Origin of the sequence: Bacillus sp. FSL K6-1218 (assembly GCF_038006445.1) — a bacterium.
Classification (GTDB): domain Bacteria; phylum Bacillota; class Bacilli; order Bacillales; family Bacillaceae_G; genus Bacillus_A; species Bacillus_A thuringiensis_S.
In genome coordinates this window covers 2,194,069-2,214,024 of the sequence record NZ_JBBOVE010000001.1, presented here as the reverse complement: position 1 = coordinate 2,214,024, position 19,956 = coordinate 2,194,069, and the positions used below count along the sequence as shown (strand labels likewise).

The following is a 19,956-nucleotide window of genomic DNA, read 5'->3' as shown; positions in this document are numbered from 1 at the left end:
TCGCACAATTACTTTGTTTCATCTCTCAGACTCAATGTACCTAAACTTTCATTTACTTCAAAATGATTATATGCTTTTCCTGCTAATTTTTTCCGTTCTTCTGGTAATTCTATATATTTCATTACGTTTTCAATTATTTTTTCGTACGGAGTAAATACAATTCCCGGCCACTCTACCTCATCTTCTGGATTACTATTTTCGGAAATAATAAATTTCTTATTTGCGACTGCATAAGACACGCGAGGTGTTTCAAGAATTCCTGATAAGTAAAAATGAATATTTAATATAATTTTAGCTCTAGCAATCAATTCATTTCTAACAATTCCCCACGCATTATTTTTAAAAACTATATTTAAATTCGGGGCAATCGCTTTTAGATGATCAAAAATAGCTTGCCGCCTCGGATTAAGAGCACCTATAAACAGAATATCAATATCTTCAGTAATCTCATCTTCAAATGCATCTTTTTTTATTTCCAAAGTTGGAGCATAGCTCATTTCTACATGTTTTATTTCTTTTCCTACCCCTTTTTGTTTTAGCCATTCTATATTTTGTTTACTATAATCCCAAATCACTCTATCTTTTAATAATATTAAATAAAGGGGGTGCGCATATGGACTTCCTTCGTATAGCTGTTCTAAATTATAAATAATTGCATCTTTCGGAAGAAGATTCGGGTTATATGCGTATGTATGTGCTCCAAAAACAACTGTATTCTTTACATTTTCCAGTATTGTTTCTGATATAATTACTGTATTTCCCTCCTGCTCCAACCGCCACTTTAAAGCTCGCGCAACATCTATGAAACTACCGTATGTCTTTGGGCATATAAAAAGACAATAATCATATTCTTTATTCAAATAAGCTTCCATTAATTTCAAATTATTTTTATATAAATCTACATCCGGATGTTTAAGTACCAACTCATTTGCATGTTTTCTTGCTACTTTATATAATCCAGCATAATAAGCAGCGATGCATCTCCTTAATTCGATTCTTTCCCGGTCCTCATCTAATACATCCATGTTTAAAAGAAGATTTGCGATACAATACGCTTTTAAATGATCACGATCATAATAATAGTCTAGTAGTGGCATCAATTCTTCATACGTATTTCCATGCACCGATTCTCCTAGTTCAATCGCCCATCGCATTAATTCCATGATTACTCCACTACTCCTTTAACCGAAAATGTATTTAATAAAATTTCGCATTATTCTCTACTACATTTGCTATATGAAATGGAATCTCTTCTTTAATCGATTCCAAATACTTTTGCGACACGGCCCCTAAATGTTTTTTATGAGGTATATAGAAAGCACTAATAGAAATTTCATAATCAAATAAGTAATCATACACATGATAATCTACAAATAGAAGATCATCCTTTGGAAAAGGAATTTCCTTCCCTTGCAGAGCATACATCAAAGCAATATTGTTTTGAGATCGTAATCGATACAACCTTGCAAGTTGATATAATGGTTCAGCCCGAGTTGGTCTATATTCCCACGCTTTTTGAAAATAAAAAACAGCTAATGCTAAATATTGCTCTTCTTGCCCTTTAACATTCTCTTTTTCATCAGCATCTGTCACTTCATTTTGTTTATTTGCTGAACGATTTGCTAACTGCTCATAACAAAATCCTATTCGCAATAACGAATAGAATACCTCTTCAACCCATCCCCCTGCTTCCACTCGCTTTTTATACCATTTAATCGAATCTTCAAATTGACTTAAATGAAAATAAGTCTGCGCTAAATAAAATAAATATCTTATATGCAAATCCGGCGTTGTTTCTGGGTCGTTTATTCCTTGTAATAACAACCTCTCATCTCTTTCAAATTTATCAGCTTTACTCCCGCCATCTCCAGGGTCATTCACGACAAGAGTCTCTAACCGATCTACCCTCGTATTGTAATTCACTCCAACTTTTGAACGATCTATATCCCAATACTCATGAGTAACACCGACAGATTTCCATGGTAAAGAAGCTTTCAAAAGACGTGTAAGCCAATATTTAATATGAACATCATATTGCAATGTAAGATAATGATCTTCCGTTAAGCTCTTTTTATCGAAATTCGGATCAACCTCTAAAATCATATCTGCATCTAATATTAATAAATAATCCGCTTCTGGATATGTTTTTTGCGCTAATGAAACAGCTAAGCTTCTGTTATAACCAAAGTTTTTAAACGGCTCATGATGAACCGTTCCAGGTATCTTATTTTCCTTACACCAATTTTCAATAATTTCAGGCGTATTATCCGTCGATCCAGTATCACAAATAGAAACAAAATCTACAATTGATTTTGTTGCATTTAAACATCTTTCCATAATTCTAGACTCATTTTTGACGATCATACAAAGACATAACTTTTTTTCTTCCTTTACAGACTTCACTTGCTCATTTCCCATTTAACCACCTCATATTTTATTAACACGCTCTTCTTATATGTAACAACATTTCTTAGCTATACTGATGACATAAGCACCCTTTTACTATTTATGAAAACTTCATTTTATTTATTCTTACTTTTATGTTGGGACATATTTCATACTTCGCTTTATATTTGATACAATCAATACAAAAAAATATAATATGGGAATCCGTACATTTCAAAGTCTAAGAGGAGGTTATATTTTGTTGGATTACATTTGGCTAGATGACAAATCAACAATTTTAGAACAACTACCAAGCAACTTTAAATCTGCAGCTATATTGCTACATCCTTTTGTCCAAATGCCTTTAGGATGGGAAAAGTCCGTGAGAAAAAGCCCATATGAGCACATCTATCCTAGCGCTGAAGAAATCATTCATAATGGGAAATCCGTTTCTTGGAAGGAAATGATGTCTTATAGTGGATTACATTCATACGCAGAATTAGCAATGGCCATGTTGACTTCCATTAGTGCCTTTACAGAAGAATATAAAAGAGAGGATTTAGCTGAAAAGCTACATTCAAACTTTAAAAAAGATCTTTATTATCCAACAGAAGATTATACGTCTATATTTTTATTACATAAATTACTTAAACTCCTCGGTTCTAAAGGTGCAAAAAATCTATATTTCTCTGAACCAATTCTTGATACAAACGGATTATTAAAGGTAAATAATACTACTCCATTAGATATTTGGGACATTAGCAATAATGAGTTAATTATTACTGGCGAAGACAATGAGTATGCGTTTATGAGTATATTTGATTCCTTTATAACTTTATTATTAGCTAAAGAAGAAAATATAGAATATATTGTTCAATCAATGAATGTTGAAGCTGTCATTTGTGACAAAAAAACGATGATTGATTGGTATTTTTAAATTAGTAATTTCTTAAACTATAAAAAAGAAACTTGCGCTTATGCACAAGTTTCTTTTCAAAAACATCCTTATTTTTTTACAACTTCATGTCCACCGAACTGATTACGTAGTGCTGAAACTACTTTTCCATGGAATGTATCATCTTCCTGAGAACGATAGCGCATAAATAATGACATAGCGATAACTGGTGCTGCAGCTTGAAGTTCAAGTGCAGTTTCAACAGTCCATTTTCCTTCTCCTGAAGAGTTCATTACACCTTTAATGCCATCTAGTTTTGGATCTTCTGCAAATGCTTTTTCAGTTAAGTCCATTAACCAACCACGGATAACTGATCCGTTCGCCCATACTTTTGCAACATCTTCATAATTGAAATCAAAGTCACTCTTATCTAGTACTTCAAATCCTTCAGCGATTGCTTGCATCATGCCGTACTCAATACCGTTATGAACCATTTTTAAGAAATGACCACTACCAACACGGCCAGCATAAGAATAGCCATTTTCTACTGCTAAATCTTTAAATAAAGGTTCTAATTGGTCGTAAATTTCTTTTTCTCCACCAACCATTAAGCAAGCACCGTATCTAGCTCCTTCTACACCGCCTGATGTACCGATATCTACATAATGTAATCCGAAGCTTTTTGCTTCTTCAGCACGGCGTAACGTATCTTTATAGAATGAATTTCCGCCTTCAATAACGATATCACCTTCATCTAATAACGGATATACATCTTTTAGTACTGACTCTACAACTTCTCCTGCAGGCACCATTACCCAAATTGTACGAGGAGCTTCTAGTTCAGCGATCATTTCTTTTAATGTATGACGTGCAGTAATTCCTAGTTTTCCTGCCTTTTCAACAAGCTCTTTATTTACATCGTATACAACTACTTCATGCTTGTCTTCATGTAAGTGTTCAGCTAATGGGAATCCCATTTTTCCTAATCCAATTAAACCTAGTTTCATATTAATCAATCTCCTATTCTATACAAATATATTTAATATCGAAATTAGCCCAAGTGCTACTACAGATAATATAGTCTCCATTGCAGTCCATGTTAATAATGTTTCTTTCACAGTCATTCCGAAATACTCTTTAATCATCCAAAATCCTGAATCATTCACGTGTGATAAAATTAATGATCCTGCACCTGTTGCAAGTGCTAATAATTCAACATTTACACCTGGTGTACTTGCTGCAATCGGTGCAACAATACCAGCTGCTGTCATCATAGAAACAGTTGCCGATCCAGTTGCGATTCGGATTAGTGCCGCAATTCCCCACCCTAATAATATCGGTGAAATATGCGATTCTTTCGCCATATCTGCAATTGTCGTTCCAATTCCAGAATCTAATAGTACTTTATTAAATGCGCCGCCTGCACCAATCACTAACAATATGTTTGCAATTGGCCCAAGGCAATCATTTGTAAATTGTAATACTTTATCTTTTGAGAAACCTTTTGCATATCCAAGACTAAAGAAAGAGTAAATAGTTGCAATTAATAAAGCCACAATCGGATCTCCAGTAAAGTGTAATACTTGTGCTAGTTGACTCATTTTATTTAATGCAACTTCCGCTATTGATGCACCAAGCATAAGAAATACTGGAAGTAAAATTGTAAACAATGTATTCCCAAAGCTAGGAAGCTCTTTTTTATTATCTTTTTCAACAAATTGCTCCGCTATATCTAACGGTACTTCCTTATGTATACGAGCTCCAATCCATTTCCCGTAAAGTGGACCTGATATGATTGCAGTTGGAAGTCCGACAATTAATGCATATAAAATTGTCTTCCCTACATCTGCTTTAAAAATACCAACTGCCGCCATTGCCGCTGGGTGCGGTGGAACAAGTCCGTGTACGACTGACAGTCCTGCTACTAGCGGAATACCAATTGTAATAAGCGATACCCCAGTTTCTAACGCAATTGTAAATACTAACGGAATTAATAGTACAAATCCAACTTGGAAAAATACCGGAATCCCTACTAAAAATGCAACGAACATCATCGCCCAGTGAACTCGTTTCTTCCCAAAACGATTAATTAATGTGTTAGCGATACGTTCAGCACCACCAGATTCGGCCATCATTTTTCCAAGCATCGTTCCTAGTGCTAAAACTATTGCTAAAAATCCTAACGTATTACCAAGCCCTAGTTTAATAGAATCAATAATTCCTGGATCTTTTGGTGAAGTTCCAATTAAAGGCATTCCCATTGCTAATCCTACACCAATTGCTGTTAAAATTAATGCGACAAATGGATGCCATTTTACTACCGTAATAAGTAAAAGTAGTATGACAACTGCCGCTAGTACGATCCCAACTACCATTTCTCCCAATCCCCCTATTGTTTACGTTGGAAAGCAGCTATACAATCAAATTCTTCTTTCAAGCGATTGTAAAGTCGTTCATACATATAAAACATTTCTAAATATATAGCCGTATTTTCTTTATTCGGTACATGGTGATGAACAATATCAATCCAATCCTTTACCTCTTCAAGAGAATCAATTTTTCCTACAGCATATAAAGCAACTGCCGCTGCCCCAAGCGCAGATGCTTCATGACTTTCAGGTACAAGCAATTCTTTCCCCATCATATCGGACAACATTTGTCTCCAAAATGCAGATTTCGCAAACCCTCCTGAAACTCGTATTTCAGTAAGTGGCCCTGTACAATCTCTAATTGCGAGTGCTACTGAATATACACTCATACAAACACCTTCCATCACTGCACGTATAAAATGTTCTCGCTTATGTTGAAGATTGATTCCAAAGAATGTACCACGAGCATTTGCATTCCAGTAAGGTGCGCGTTCTCCAGATAAGAAAGGTAAGAACAATAGCCCATCCGCTCCAGCTGGTACGCTTTCTGCATATTTAATTAATAAATCATAAGGATCAATTCCGAGCTTTCTTGCTACTTCTTGCTCTGGACTACCAAATTCATCACGTAACCATCTCAGTAATATTCCGCCGTTATTCGTTGGACCACCGATTACCCAGTGCTCATCTGTTAATGCGTAACAAAACGTTCTCCCTTTCTCATCTGTATTTATATTTGATGAGATTGTTCGAACCGCACCACTCGTTCCAATGGTAATTGCAGCCGCACCCGGCGATATCGCCCCAACTCCTACATTTGCAAGAACCCCATCACTTGCTCCTATGACAATTGGTGTCTCTGCACTTATCCCCATCTTCTGTGCTAATTCTGGCTTCATACCTGATAAAATATATGTAGTTGGTACAGGGGTTGATAATTGTTCTGGTGACATATGTAACATAGTTAAAACATCTTCATCCCAGTTTAATGTTTCTAAATTAAATAACCCCGTAGCAGAAGCAATTGAATAATCAACTACGTAGCGTGAAAATAATTGGTAAATCACATACTCTTTAATGGAAATGAATTTATAAGCACTTGTATATAACTCTGGTTCCTCTTCTTTCATCCATAACAATTTAGAAAGTGGTGACATCGGATGAATTGGTGTACCTGTACGTCTATAAATTTCATGCCCATTCATTTGTTGTAATAATTTTTCTGATTGCTTCGTACTTCGATTATCTGCCCAAATGATAGAACGCGTTAATGGCGCACCATTTTCATCTACTGCAATTAATGCGTGCATAGCTGTACTAATACCGATTGAAGAAATATCTTCTGGTAATACATTACCCTTTTCAATGGCAACGCTTACACTTTTGTATACAGCGGCACATATTACATCAGGATCTTGCTCAGCCCATCCGACGTTCGGTTGAATAATTGGGTAATCGATTGCATGTGATGCAATGACTTTTCCTTTTTCTGTGAACACAACCGTTTTCGTACTTGTGGTACCGATATCAATCCCGATTACTCTCCCCCTTGTTTCCATGCGAATCTTCCCTTCATTTCTAGCAAAATACGATTTAGTAAACCGTTTACATGAATTAGTATATAAAATATTTTTTCATTTATCAAGTTATAAAAAGAAAATTTTTTTCATACAAAAAAATAAATCTACTCATTCCATTTCACTTATACACTAAATTTAGCTACTCCTTGCGGTAAAATTACGTTATATTCGTTACGCAATACACTCTTTCCTCTCATTAACAACACATACATAGTCCTCCACACGTTCTACTCATTTGCATGAAGAAAGAGTTGAAAAGCAATATTCATTTTTAGCGGTCACGTAATATCGCTATCAAGCCAAGAAAAGTAACTACCCGCAGAATGAAAATTCTGTGCATTTTGCTCTTGTTTATTGTTTTAAGTTCACTAGTCCTTTTGTCTTGATAAAAATAGAGCGCGGCCCCTACTATTACTTTTTTATCTTGTAAATATATCTTGCATACTATAAAATTCAACAGTATTTTTATTTTTCAGAAAAATAAAACAATAATATAGAATTTATTGTATAATGTTGTAAAAAGATGTCGGAGGGATTTAATGTTAAATACAATATCTCAATTCACAATTAAGCTTTCATCAATTCTTTTATCACTCTTACTATTATTAAATTCACCTTATTTATTTATCACTCAACAAGGATTTACCTTTCAACCAATTTATTTTTTTAATCAGATCGTTACCATGTTAAAACAGGTCTTCTCCCCTGAATCATTAGTGATTATAGGATCCGACCCGAAGTTTGGCCATTTCAAAAAAACACCATTATTTCCAACTGTTTTAGAACCTTACCTATATTCATTTACTATATTATTTTCAGCCTTTTTTCTTGCTCTCTTTTTATCATCTAGCATGGCATTTTTTTATTTTTTAGCAAAAGATTATATAAAAAAATGGATAAACCGAATTGTGTTCATATTAGAAGCTGTCCCTGATATGATGATGATGATTTGTTTGCAAATATTTTTCATATGGGTACTTCAGAAATTCGGGGAATCTCCTGTCACTATTATTTCTTTTAATGAAAATCGAGCTTATTTACTCCCTATTTTATCATTAGCTGTCTTACCTACATTACAAATGTTTCGGATGATGGTGTTATACATAAAAGAAGAACAAGGAAAACATTACGTAGAGGTTGCATATGGAAAAGGCCTTTCATCAAGTTATATACTATGCATTCATTTATTCAAAAATATATCTATCCACTTCTTCCACCATTTAAAAACGATTTTTGTTTTCTTACTTTCTAATTTATTCATTTTAGAATTTGTTTTTAATATGGAAGGCATTATTCAATTTTTATTTAATAAGGCGTTTGTTTCACCTCCAGCTGCATTTATCATACTTGTTATGATTATTTTACCGTTTTACGCCATTTTCCAAATAATCTCATTCATGATGAATAGATGGAAAAAGCAATTGAAAGGAGTATCATTATGAAATCTATTTGGAAATCAAAACGCTTTTTAATCGGCTTTACTTATTTATTCATACTTATTTCAGCTAGTTTTATTTATAGTTGGTTCTTTAAAGATAACATCCCAAAACCTCCTCAGTTACTTTACAATGAAAATAACGAATTACTTGGAAAGGCTCCCTTTCCGCCATCGTTAATTCCACCTTTTGGATCTGATCGTTTTGGAGAGTCTGTTTTCTTACAAATTGTAGAAGGAGCAAAATTCACTATTTTATTAGCCGTGGCAATTAGCTTCTTTCGAATTTTATGCGGAACATGTATAGGAATCCTCTTAAGTTTATTTGCTCCAAAACTCAAGGGATTTTTCCAGTCATGCTCAGAAGTTTTTTATTATATTCCAACTCTATTTATCGCATTCATACTCATCACGCCCGTTAATATTGTAATCACATCAAATGCTGATGGGGTAGATCCAAATGTTTCATTTACGTTTTATCAAGTACTCGTACTTATTTTCGTCGCTCTACCTACACTTTCTTTATACATATCCTCAGAAGTTGATGAATTTATGAAACGAGATTACATCTTAAGTTCACAATTACTGGGTGCTAGCCGTTTTCATATTATCAAAAAACACTTACGAGTCTTATTACTTGACCGCTTATTTGTATTATTTATGGAACATATCGTCCAAACACTCATACTCGTTATCCATTTAGCGTTGCTTAACATTGTAATTGGCGGGATACAAATGCGTGAACTCTATGACGGAGTGCTCAAACCTGTTTCTCTATCTAATGATTGGGCAGGCCTTATTGGATTAAATCGTAATGAAATGAATCTTTCATGGTGGATTATTTTTTATACTCTCGCTTCATTCTTTATTACGATTCTATTTATTAAGCTTATGACCATCGGGATTCAAGATGCACTGAAAGCAAGAGATTCGCAAATTGCAGCAATTCAAACCGTTCCAGATCATAAAAAATTTGTTAAACATAAAGATTCTTTTTCGTTTGCAAATAAAGTGAACCTTTAATCATTCCTCGTTAATCGGCATTGGTATTGGTATTAGTGGAATATAAAGAAGATGATCCCTATTGAATACAGGGATCATCTTTTTATGCCGTCTAACTTTTTTACATGTCCTTTGCTAGACTCATGCTTTTTATATTTAAAGTGAATTATTTGCAATTACAATTATGCTGTTTAAAATCAATTACCATGCGCCCTTGAATTCTACCTTGTTCCATTTCTTCGAATACATTTTGTACTTTATCTAGAGAACAAGTTTGAACAACCGGCACTACTTTTCCTTCTGCCCCGAACATAAATGCCTCTTCTAAGTCCTTACGAGTACCGACTAGAGAACCAACTACTTCAATTCCATCCAGTACAAGTCGTGGAATGTTTAAATCCATAGTTTCTACTGGTAGCCCTACTGCAACTACTTTACCGCAAGCACGTACTGCATCAACTGCTGAGTTAAAGGCTACTTTAGAGACTGCTGTTACTACAGCCGCATAAGCGCCACCAAACTCCTCCTGAACAATTTTATCAGCAGGACCTTGAGAAATTGGATTGATAGTCATATCAGCACCAACTTCTTTCGCTAAGGCTAATTTGTCGTCATTAATGTCTACTGCGATTACCTTTGCACCAAATACATTTTTAGCATATTGGATAGCTAAGTTACCTAATCCACCGCAGCCATAGATTACAATAGGTTGACCAGGTTTAATATCTGATACTTTAATAGCTTTATATGTAGTTACACCAGCACATGTAATGGATGATGCTTGAGCAGGATCTAATCCTTCTGGTACTTTCACTGCATAATCAGCTGTAACGATACATTGTTCAGCCATACCACCATCTACTGAATAACCAGCGTTTTTAACTTCACGGCAAAATGTTTCTCTACCAGTTACGCAATATTCACAACGTCCACAAGATTGGAACATCCATGCAATACTTACACGATCACCTATGTTTAGTGAAGTAACATCATCAGCTATTTTCGTAACAATACCTACACCCTCATGACCAAGAATACGGCCATCAGTGTTACCAAAATCATGATTCGCAACGTGTAAATCAGTGTGGCAAACTCCACAATACTCTACATCTACTAACGCTTCGCCTGAGCGTAACGGACGTAATTCTTTTTCAATCACTTCGATGTTTGCTTTGCTGTTTTTATTAACCACTACCGCTTTCATATGTGATCTCCCCTTTAGTGTTTTAGCGTTTTAATGAGTTTATCTCACAACTACTTTCCTCACTACTTTGGCTAGTTATTGTACCAAATTTAAGTGTTCAATCATCATTACATCTTCATCATAACATGACACTTCATAAACAGTTTGTGAAATTATGAACAATACTTGAATTATTACACAAATCGGTCTTTATTTTAAATTTTAAAAAATGAGAGTTTATCACTGACTATAAGTAAGTCATACATTTCTAAAAGAAAAGAAAATAAATTAACAAACTTCTCATTGATAAAAAAAGCTCTTCACTCAATATTTTCTACATTTAAACACTTAGTTTCACAGTAATAGCCTTTGCCACCAACATAAACTTTTTCTATTTTATTTTTGCTATTGGTTGCTAATTTAACTAATATTTCAGAAGGCGAGTGTAAAGAATAACCTTGTTCAAATACATAAACTTCTTTTTGCAAGTAGTGCTGTTCATAAAGGTAGCAAGCTAATGCACCGTTTGAAGTTCCAGTCGCTGCTTCTTCATTGATATCGTATAGTGGAGCAAAATTTCTGCATATAATTCGATTGTCATTAAAAGTGTATAGATGCATCCCGACAACATTATAATACTTGCTGATTTCTTTAATTTTTTCAAAGTTAGGTTGCAGTGTATGTAATTGTGTTTCGCTTTTTATAGGAATTAAAATATCTTTTAAGCCCGTGGAGACAATTTGAATTGGGTAATTATTGCCTATATCTTTAATGTCAAAACAGTCGATGAACTCGTTTGGAGATACAACATCATAGAATATCGGTTTGTTTTGTTCCATGAATATAATGTCATCTTTTATGGTAATAGCAAGAACACCGCTGTTCGTTTCAATCGTATAGCGATTCTTGAAAATTTTATTTAAATGCATCAGTATCGTGAAAGAGCCGATTGTGGCATGACCACATAAATCAACTTCTTCTTTTGGTGTAAAATACTCAAATTTATAATCAGCAATTTCAGATTCTGATATAAATGCGGTTTCCGCATAGCCCAGTCGTTTGGCTATTTCCATTTTTTGAGTAGTAGTCAATGTATTCTCTATAAATACCACTCCTGCTTTATTTCCACCTTTATTATCCTTGCTAAATGCACTTGCAACATAAACGGATATTTTCATAAGACACCTTCCTCGCTTATAGTAAATTGTAATATAGAAAGCACTACGTATAAATGTCATTGGATAAATTATCAATAAAACAAGAGACAAACTATTTTTTTAGCATCTGAACTCTCCAAAAATAGTTTGTCTACAGTCTGAAAGCTCTTCATTTGAAGAGCTTTTTTTATATTCGCTTCATCGAAATCGTTTCACGTATACTTTGTAAATTTTTTAGCGTTTCCTCTTGTCGCTGCAACGACAACCCTACATACAAAGTATCTAATAAGCTTAACTGTGCTAATCGTGATGAACTTGCTTCTGTGCGGAACTCAGTCTCACGTGTTGATGTATATAACGTTATATCAGCAAGTTGACTTAATGCTGATTTCTTATAGCTCGTAATCGCAATAATTTTGGCCCCTCTTGCTTTCGCTACTTCTAATGCTTCAAGTAATCCTTTATTGCTACCAGAGTGAGAAATGCCAATAACAACTGAATTTTTCGAGAGTAAACCTGCTCCCATAATTTGAAAATGCGAATCAGTATGAGCGATACAAGAAATACCCGTTCTCATAAACTTATGATACGCATCCATCGCAATAATACCAGAGCCACCATTTCCATAAAACTCAATTCGACTTGCTTCTTGCAAGGCTCGTACAGCCTGCTCAAGTGCTGTTTCATTTAGCAAATGTAAAGTATCTTGCAGTCCTGTAATATGCGAATGAAAAACTTTTTTAGCAACAGTTACCATACTATCTTCTGCTGATACCTCTTCATGAATATTTTGCATTGGTGTATGTACAATTTCACGGGCTAATGTAATCTTTAAATCTTGAAAACCTTGCAAACCAAGGTGTTTACATAAGCGGAATATCGTAGCTTCGGAACTATTCGTAACTTCAGCTAATTCTGTAATAGATTTATGTACAACATCTTGTGGATGTTTCAAAATATGTTCGGCAATACTTCGCAATTTCGGTGATAAACCATTTAACGAAGCCTGAATCTTTCCAATCCCACTTCTTGTACCAGGCATAGCATATCCTCCCCTTCCATCGTAGCTTTATCCTGTAAAAATCGATTAGTTTAACTAATTATCAGTGGGGATGGTCCCCCACTGATTAGAGTTTCACTTTATTGTACCTAATTATTGAAAGAAGAAAAACCTATATTAGGGATTACTATAAATTTTAATTGCTCCTATGTATTCTGTCATACGATATAACAGAATTATTCATACTTATGAATAATTCTCCCCATGTTTCACTGCGTATAATGCGGCTTGCGTACGATCATCCACTTCCAATTTAGCTAAAACGTTTGAAACGTGTGTTTTCACAGTTTGTTCTGTAATATGAAGTTCTGCTGCAATCTCCTTGTTGCTTCTTCCTTTCGCAATTTCACGAAGTACCTCTTGCTCTCTTTTCGTTAACATTGAAAAAGGATTTTCTATTTCCTTCTTTACTGTGGAACGCCCCATTAATGCAGGTGTTACTTTCGGGTGAAAATTTGCATTTCCTTGATGTACTGCAATAATAGAAGCGACAAGTTGCTCAGGTTGTACTTCTTTTAATTGATAACCATCTGCTCCAGCTTCAAGTGCTGGTATAACATAATCTTGCTCTGAAAAACTACTTAATATAAGTATCTTTATCGTCTCATCGTATTGCTTTAGACGTTTTGTCGCCTCAATTCCATCCATTTTCGGCATTGATACATCCATTAGTACGACATCTGGTTTTTCTTTTTGCACGAAATGTAATGCCTCTTCGCCATTTTCCGCTTCCCCAATAATTTCAAATTCTTCTCTCGTTTTCAAAAAGAATACAAGTCCTCTTCGAACGATATGATGATCCTCAACTAATAGCAATTTAATTTTCAACCTTATTCTCCCCTTCAAATCGGCAATTGAATTTCTATTTTTGTACCCTTTCTCAGCTCTGTTATAATTTGAAACGATCCCTTCATTAACTGAATACGTTCCTTCATACTTTTCAGGCCAAGTGCTGACTCCCTTACTTGCTCTTGTATAAACCCTATTCCATTATCTTCTATGTAAAAATATAACTGGTTATTTTCTATTTTTAAAAGAACATATACCTTTTCACACGAAGCATGCTTTTTACAATTATGTAGCGCCTCTTGGCTAATACGCCATAAAACTTCTTCTATTTCATCCCCAATTGAAACCATCCCATCAATTCGAACTTCCACTTGAACTCCTAACAACTTCCCGTAATTTTGAATTGCTTCTGCTAATCCTTTCTCTAATCCTTCAGGTCTTAATTGCCAAATTAATAGCGTCATCTCTTGTAATGCTTCTTGTGATAATTCTCCAATATAACTTAACATCTCTTGCAATTCTCTATCTTGCGTCATATTCAAAGTACCTTTTGCTGTTAGCATAATAGAAAATAACAATTGTTTTACTGAATCATGTAAATCACGTGCAAGTCGATTTCTTTCCGCTACCACAACATATTTACGTTCTTTCTCAACTAATTGAATACGTTGTATTGTCGTTCCAATTTGAAATGCAATTGATTCTAATAACGCTAACTCTTCCTCTGAAAAATGAGTCTTATGAGGGGCAGCCACATTTAGTAGACCGAATTTTTCTGATCCAGACCTAAGCGGAATTGTCGCATGATGTGTAACATCTTCTGTCTCTCCCCAATTACATTCAATTGCATCTTCTATTCGCTTACATTCAATAATATTAGTCGCTTTTTCCAATCTCCCATTCACAAAACGTTCTACACACCAACAGTTTCCTTCACACATCGGCTTCTTCTCTTGCCAAGTAAGAGCCTCTGGTAAATTTTCGTCTACAAGCATGCTGTGCTTCCCACTTTCATCAATAAAGAATATCCACCCTGTTTGTAAATTCATAACTTGTAACAATGTATGTAACACTTTTTCTAACATATCCTGTAAGTTTGTTGCTTCATTTAATAATTCAGCAATTTCTTTTAATGCTTCTAAACGATGCATCTCTTTTTCTTCAAAGTTCATTCTCATCACCAACTACAATTATAACATTAAGAAATTTCTAAATTCTATAAATAAAAAAGAGCTAAATTCCTTCAGCTCTTTTTCCTCAATCATTTTATTATTTTTTCAAACTTTAGCAGCGAAACTACACCCCTTGTTGAAATTATTCTTCTTTAGCTGTCCGATAAAGATTGTCCACCATGAATATGCTGTAAACTTTCAGTAGTAACAACCATATTCGCTGCCGGCATTTGCACTTGATTCTTATGGAATATAGACATTAATTCAAATCTTACTTGTCTAGAAGTTTCAAAATAATCTTCTGGCTTTATTAAACCTGTAATACAAAATTCATAGCCAACATATTTCAGGTTAGGATTTAAGTCTGTAACACCGACGTATTTAAATGGTTCAACAGCCTCATCCTCTACTCTATAAAGAGTTTGATCCAATTTTTCATTGCATATAACACATACTTCTTCTAACAATTCCTTCACTCTTGTTGGATCTTCCTGATAACTTACCGTGATGCGTTCAATTACACGCATCCATCCTTTATTAAAATTTTGTATCGTTCTAATCTCTCCGTGTGGGATGGTAAGTAATTTTCCTGACCATTCACGTATTTGCATAAAACGAATACTAATCTCTTCAATAGTTCCTGAATTTGTTCCGTTAAAAGTTACAAAATCGCCAACCCGAAACTCTTTGTCCGCTAATCTTGCAAAGCCTAATATAACATCTTTTAACATCTGTTGTGCAGCAAAACCGATGACAACTCCAGCTATCCCTGCACCTGCAATAATACTTTTTATATCTACAAATTGGCTAATTAAATATATGATAAGACTGATGATAATGATATATCTAAAAATAGATCGAATTACACTTTGAATCGTCTGCTCTACCTCTTCATCAAAAAAGCTTGATTTCCTAAAAAACCAATCAATAATACGGTTTATTACAAACGAAATAATGATTAAAACTAAAGCAAATAGCAAAAATCTTAAAAGTAAAAACTCCCTTACATAATTAAAAAATTCTTCAGTATACGTTAATAAGCTCATTTAACCACTTCCTTACTAATAAAAAATTCATAATCATCTAATTTTTTTAGGGAAATCTATTATCCTAATTAAAAATGCCACTACCCTTACTATGTATTTTGACTCTATTACTAATTCACTTTAAACAGTATGTCTAGATGTTCTTTTTCCTCTTCCTTTAAATATACCCTTTTTAATAATTTAAGGGGAGTTAATAGTGAATTTTTTAATATCAAAACTTTATTCTACTCATTACGATTTCAACGAATTAATTAAGTACAAAAAAGAGCTGAATTCATCAGCTCTTTTATTCGATATTAATTGTTGTCTTACTGTTTTTTTCTTCTTCCAATTTTGGTAATTCAATCGTCAGTACGCCATCTTTATAATTTGCTCTAACATTTTCTCCCTCAACTTGTTTAAAACTAAAGCGTCGAGTTACAGAACCTATAGAACGCTCCTTACGAATATATGTGCCGTTCTCATTTTTTTCTTCTACTTCATTATGATTCGTTGCTTGAATCGTTAATACATCTTGTTCAAAATCAACTTGAATGTTTTCTTTTTGAAAACCTGGTAAATCTGCTTTCACAGTATATTTATCAGATTGTTCATGAACATCTACTTTAAAGGTATCCATGTTCATCGGTTTAAAAAAAGCATCTGTCATCCCTTCTAATAAAGAAGGCCCAAAATCAAAAATACCATTTTGACGTTTTGTTATCTCTGGAAATAAATTACGCATATTTTTTTCCTCCTTATTATTTATGAATGAAAGATTATCTCTTTCTGTCTTTATTATAGCATTTGGTCAAAAAAGGTCAAAGTTTTCATTTGACCTTTTTTGATGTATATTTTACCAAATATAACACATGCGATATTTGACATCTCTCGTCCTTATAAAGAGGAATATATTTATATCATAACGAATAGTTTATATGCTTTTATTTTTCCTTACGGAGGTTACATACAATGGGGTATATCGAAGAACTTAGAGAAGTTGTCGGATCAAGGCCACTCAATTTAGCAGGCGTTGCGGTAGCTGTTTTCAATAAACAAGGACAAATATTACTACAACAAAGGCGAAATGGCATGTGGGGTGTCCCAGGAGGTTTTGTGGAACTTGGTGAATCAACAGAAGAAGCTGGAAGACGAGAAGTACTTGAAGAAACAGGAATTGAAATTGGTACACTTCAGCTAGTAAGTGTGTTTTCAGGTAAAGAATTTTTTGTGAAATTACCGAACGGAGATGAATTTTACCCTATAACAATCGCTTACCTTTGCAAAGATATTACAGGTGGCTTGCTAAGAGCTGATGGAGTCGAATCATTACATGTACAGTTTTTTAATTTAAATGAGCTACCACAAAATATTAGTCCATTCATAAAAAAATTAATTGAGCAAAATGTCGTCTCGGTTTAAACGCAAAAAAGAGACCTTTTTAAAGGCCTCTTTTTCATTTCACTTCTGCATGTAAACAAGATTTAAAATGTCCAAGTGCAAATTCATGCCCTTGCGCATTAAAAGATGCAACTGCCTTTTCATAAACAACAATTTTAAATCCTTTATTATACGCATCTACTGCTGTATGAAGAACGCAAATATCAGTACAAACACCTACAAGATGAACTTCTTCTATTCCTCTTTCTCTTAACTTCATCTCTAAATCTGTTCCAGCAAACGCACTGTATCGCGTTTTATCCATATAATATACATTCTCAGCATTTTTATATGTTTCGTATACTTCTTGTAACTCACCGAATAAGTCTCTACCATTTGTACCTGCTATATTATGAGGAGGGAATAATTTCGCTTCGGGATGATATTCATCATTTTCTTCATGTTTATCAATTGCAAACACTACGTAATCTCCATTTTCAATATATTGCTTCGTTATATGTACAATTTCCTGTTCGATTTCTTGACCTGGTTTTCCGCAAGTTAAAGCGCCTTTTTCCGCTACAAAATCATATGTATAATCAATATTAATAAGAGCTCGTTTCATAACTACTATCTCCCCTTCTCCTGTTTCACAGTAAACAATAGAAAATTTGTTATTACGACATCGTATGTACTATTCGACATTTCAAATGAAATACCTACATTTTTCTTGTAAAACTTATCTTAATCAAAGTTTATCATAAAACAGGCACACAATGACAAAACATATACTTCCCATTAACAAGTCATAAGTTTGATAATTAAACGTAAGTTGATTAACATCTTGTATAGTAAACCAAATTACTGACATGATTATACTAATCAAGAAGATACGAACATATCGATTCATACCTTCAACCTCTTTCTCCATCATAGTAGTAACAAGTGATTCCTTACTGCTTAATCGTACTAGAAAACGAAATAAATTATTCCCTATTACACCATTCCATCCAAACAAAAAAGCACACTACTTTTTTGAGTAATGTACTTTTTATTCTGATTAAGACGCAGGCTTTGTCTCAAATGTTGCTTGATTAAAACTAATAACCTTTCCTTTCGGGTCATTGTTTTCATACTGAACTGCAGTAATTGTATGACTACCTGTTTCCAGCGTCTTTTCTTTTAATTGTACTGTTGTCTGTGTTGTACTAGTTACTTGATGTTTATCTGTATACATTTGATCTACAAATATGAATGTTTCTTTATCACTTTGAAAATTAGAAAGTTCTAATTCAACTTGCTGAATTAAAGTATCCTTTTTGATGAATACAGTCGGTATATTTCCATTTTCAGAAGTACCATCTGGAGTAATAACTTTTACTTTCCCTTCTCCAATTGACATTGCGCCTTCAGGAAATACAACCATATTCTCATCACTTGCGTTTACAACTTGTTCTTCCTGTTTTGATTGCGCGTCCTCTTTTTCCTGTGGAGCACCGCAACCTACTAATAACAATACAGACAATCCAGTGATTATGAATTTTTTCAAAATTCATCCCCCCTGTCATTTGATTATAATTTATTATACAAAAATAACTTTTAAATTTTAAGACAACTTTTAAAACTTTTATGAACATATAGAAGCTTGCTCACGATTAATGTATCATACTTTCCTTAATAGAACATTAATTTTTTTTATGAAATAAATAGTAATTCCTTCTTATTTATCATTTTAGCCCAACAAATCGATATAATACCCGCTCCAAAATAAAAAGACATTGATATGTCCAATGTCTTTTTATTTTGCACTTTAAAAAACAAATGTTGTGATTTCTTCTACTTCTTTTCTTGGAAGTTTTTTTGGCTTATCTTTCGGAAATCCGAGTGAAATAACCATATTTATTTGTTTTTCAGGCTCAATTTGTAAATATTGACGCAGTTCATCTTGAGCTAGCAATACTGGCCCTGTCATTGGACAAGTACCAAGTCCCTTTGCATGTGCAGCTAACATTAAGTTTTGTGCCGCTAAACAGCTACTCTTAATCCCTTCTTCTTCCCAAACTGAATCTGGAACAAAAGCAATGGGATCAAATATCTTTTCACGAAACTTTGATTCATATGGTGTTGCCAAGCATACGATTAATACTGGTGCCTCAGAGAAAGCTGTCGCATATGGTCCGAAAGAACGCGTAAGTAATTTCCCTGCTTTCTCTGCTCCATTGTCTGTTGCTTTTGCCGCAAGTTTATGTAAAGCATCCCATGTCATTTGTTCAATTTCTTTAATCTTCTCTCGGTTCATAATGACCAAGAATTCCCACGTTTGTGAGTTCGTATCGCTCGGTGCATAACGAGCACAATCAATTATTTCTTTTATATCATTAGTAGACACTTCTTGTTCTGTGAACTTTCTAACACTTCGTCTTCCGTGAATTACTTCTTTAAAATCTTCATAATTCATACATTAAATCCCCTTTTTACAGCGTTTTCAAATCTTGTCCTACGCTTGAATTATATCATGAAAAAA

The 19,956-nt window shown here is 34.0% G+C and carries 19 protein-coding genes; 4 read left to right on the top strand and 15 right to left on the bottom strand.

Translation table 11 applies throughout. From position 1 onward, the window contains the following. Nucleotides 1–8: 8 nt before the first annotated feature. Both MHI26_RS11330 and MHI26_RS11325 read right to left on the bottom strand, forming a co-directional pair. Nucleotides 9–1,163 carry a hypothetical protein gene (locus MHI26_RS11330; RefSeq protein WP_000422322.1) on the bottom strand — a complete coding sequence of 385 codons (1,155 nt, stop codon included), beginning with the start codon at nucleotides 1,161–1,163 and terminating at the stop codon, nucleotides 9–11. Nucleotides 1,164–1,197: 34 nt separating this feature from the next. Beyond that, nucleotides 1,198–2,418, bottom strand: a complete 1,221-nt coding sequence (locus tag MHI26_RS11325) for a glycosyltransferase (protein ID WP_000526229.1) — start codon at nucleotides 2,416–2,418, stop codon at nucleotides 1,198–1,200. A gap of 139 nt (nucleotides 2,419–2,557) precedes the next feature. Between MHI26_RS11325 and MHI26_RS11320 the strand changes: the two genes are divergently transcribed. Then, nucleotides 2,558–3,322 (top strand): DUF2711 family protein, encoded by a 765-nt coding sequence (locus MHI26_RS11320; protein ID WP_061665984.1) that lies wholly within the window; start codon nucleotides 2,558–2,560, stop codon nucleotides 3,320–3,322. 68 nt (nucleotides 3,323–3,390) lie between these two features. Here MHI26_RS11320 and gnd read toward each other — a convergent pair whose 3' ends face one another. The 3 genes from gnd to gntK are packed head-to-tail and all read right to left on the bottom strand — an operon-like array spanning nucleotide 3,391 to nucleotide 7,208. Beyond that, nucleotides 3,391–4,287, bottom strand: a complete 897-nt coding sequence (gene gnd / locus MHI26_RS11315; protein WP_000765982.1) for a phosphogluconate dehydrogenase (NAD(+)-dependent, decarboxylating) — start codon at nucleotides 4,285–4,287, stop codon at nucleotides 3,391–3,393. Nucleotides 4,288–4,305: 18 nt separating this feature from the next. Continuing rightward, on the bottom strand, nucleotides 4,306–5,655 hold the full coding sequence (locus MHI26_RS11310) for a GntP family permease (RefSeq protein WP_061665983.1): 1,350 nt from the start codon (nucleotides 5,653–5,655) through the stop codon (nucleotides 4,306–4,308). A gap of 14 nt (nucleotides 5,656–5,669) precedes the next feature. Beyond that, nucleotides 5,670–7,208, bottom strand: coding sequence for a gluconokinase (gene gntK, locus MHI26_RS11305; protein WP_000449999.1), 1,539 nt, complete (start codon nucleotides 7,206–7,208; stop codon nucleotides 5,670–5,672). Between the two features lie 560 nt (nucleotides 7,209–7,768). Between gntK and MHI26_RS11300 the strand changes: the two genes are divergently transcribed. Then, a complete protein-coding gene (locus tag MHI26_RS11300) occupies nucleotides 7,769–8,671 on the top strand; it encodes an ABC transporter permease subunit (protein WP_061665982.1) in 903 nt (300 codons plus the stop codon). Beyond that, a complete protein-coding gene (locus tag MHI26_RS11295) occupies nucleotides 8,668–9,687 on the top strand; it encodes an ABC transporter permease (RefSeq protein ID WP_061665981.1) in 1,020 nt (339 codons plus the stop codon). The genes MHI26_RS11300 and MHI26_RS11295 overlap by 4 nt, the downstream gene beginning before the upstream one ends. A gap of 145 nt (nucleotides 9,688–9,832) precedes the next feature. On the opposite strand, the gene adhP is transcribed toward MHI26_RS11295, so the two are convergent. The 7 genes from adhP to MHI26_RS11260 form a co-directional block, all read right to left on the bottom strand. Further along, entirely contained in the window at nucleotides 9,833–10,870 is a 1,038-nt protein-coding gene (gene adhP, locus MHI26_RS11290) for an alcohol dehydrogenase AdhP (protein ID WP_000649130.1), read from the bottom strand. Nucleotides 10,871–11,169: 299 nt separating this feature from the next. After that, nucleotides 11,170–12,027, bottom strand: a complete 858-nt coding sequence (locus tag MHI26_RS11285) for a PhzF family phenazine biosynthesis protein (RefSeq protein WP_061665980.1) — start codon at nucleotides 12,025–12,027, stop codon at nucleotides 11,170–11,172. Nucleotides 12,028–12,193: 166 nt separating this feature from the next. Further along, nucleotides 12,194–13,048 (bottom strand): MurR/RpiR family transcriptional regulator, encoded by an 855-nt coding sequence (locus MHI26_RS11280; protein WP_001119645.1) that lies wholly within the window; start codon nucleotides 13,046–13,048, stop codon nucleotides 12,194–12,196. A gap of 204 nt (nucleotides 13,049–13,252) precedes the next feature. Next, nucleotides 13,253–13,894, bottom strand: a complete 642-nt coding sequence (casR, locus tag MHI26_RS11275) for a two-component system response regulator CasR (protein WP_000694624.1) — start codon at nucleotides 13,892–13,894, stop codon at nucleotides 13,253–13,255. A gap of 14 nt (nucleotides 13,895–13,908) precedes the next feature. After that, a complete protein-coding gene (gene casK, locus MHI26_RS11270) occupies nucleotides 13,909–15,006 on the bottom strand; it encodes a two-component system sensor histidine kinase CasK (RefSeq protein ID WP_170959196.1) in 1,098 nt (365 codons plus the stop codon). Between the two features lie 173 nt (nucleotides 15,007–15,179). After that, nucleotides 15,180–16,073, bottom strand: coding sequence for a mechanosensitive ion channel family protein (locus MHI26_RS11265; protein WP_000055429.1), 894 nt, complete (start codon nucleotides 16,071–16,073; stop codon nucleotides 15,180–15,182). A gap of 286 nt (nucleotides 16,074–16,359) precedes the next feature. After that, entirely contained in the window at nucleotides 16,360–16,797 is a 438-nt protein-coding gene (locus MHI26_RS11260) for an Hsp20/alpha crystallin family protein (RefSeq protein WP_001245058.1), read from the bottom strand. A 227-nt stretch (nucleotides 16,798–17,024) separates the two neighbouring features. Here MHI26_RS11260 and MHI26_RS11255 point away from each other — a divergent pair, with 227 nt between their 5' ends. After that, nucleotides 17,025–17,474 (top strand): NUDIX hydrolase, encoded by a 450-nt coding sequence (locus MHI26_RS11255; RefSeq protein ID WP_061665978.1) that lies wholly within the window; start codon nucleotides 17,025–17,027, stop codon nucleotides 17,472–17,474. A gap of 34 nt (nucleotides 17,475–17,508) precedes the next feature. Here MHI26_RS11255 and MHI26_RS11250 read toward each other — a convergent pair whose 3' ends face one another. The 3 genes from MHI26_RS11250 to MHI26_RS11235 form a co-directional block, all read right to left on the bottom strand. Then, a complete protein-coding gene (locus tag MHI26_RS11250; RefSeq protein WP_000816791.1) occupies nucleotides 17,509–18,057 on the bottom strand; it encodes a cysteine hydrolase family protein in 549 nt (182 codons plus the stop codon). A gap of 435 nt (nucleotides 18,058–18,492) precedes the next feature. Further along, nucleotides 18,493–18,981, bottom strand: coding sequence for a hypothetical protein (locus MHI26_RS11240; RefSeq protein ID WP_000713494.1), 489 nt, complete (start codon nucleotides 18,979–18,981; stop codon nucleotides 18,493–18,495). Nucleotides 18,982–19,242: 261 nt separating this feature from the next. Next, complete coding sequence (locus MHI26_RS11235) at nucleotides 19,243–19,890, bottom strand: nitroreductase family protein (protein ID WP_061665977.1); 648 nt, start codon at nucleotides 19,888–19,890, stop codon at nucleotides 19,243–19,245. Nucleotides 19,891–19,956: the final 66 nt, after the last annotated feature.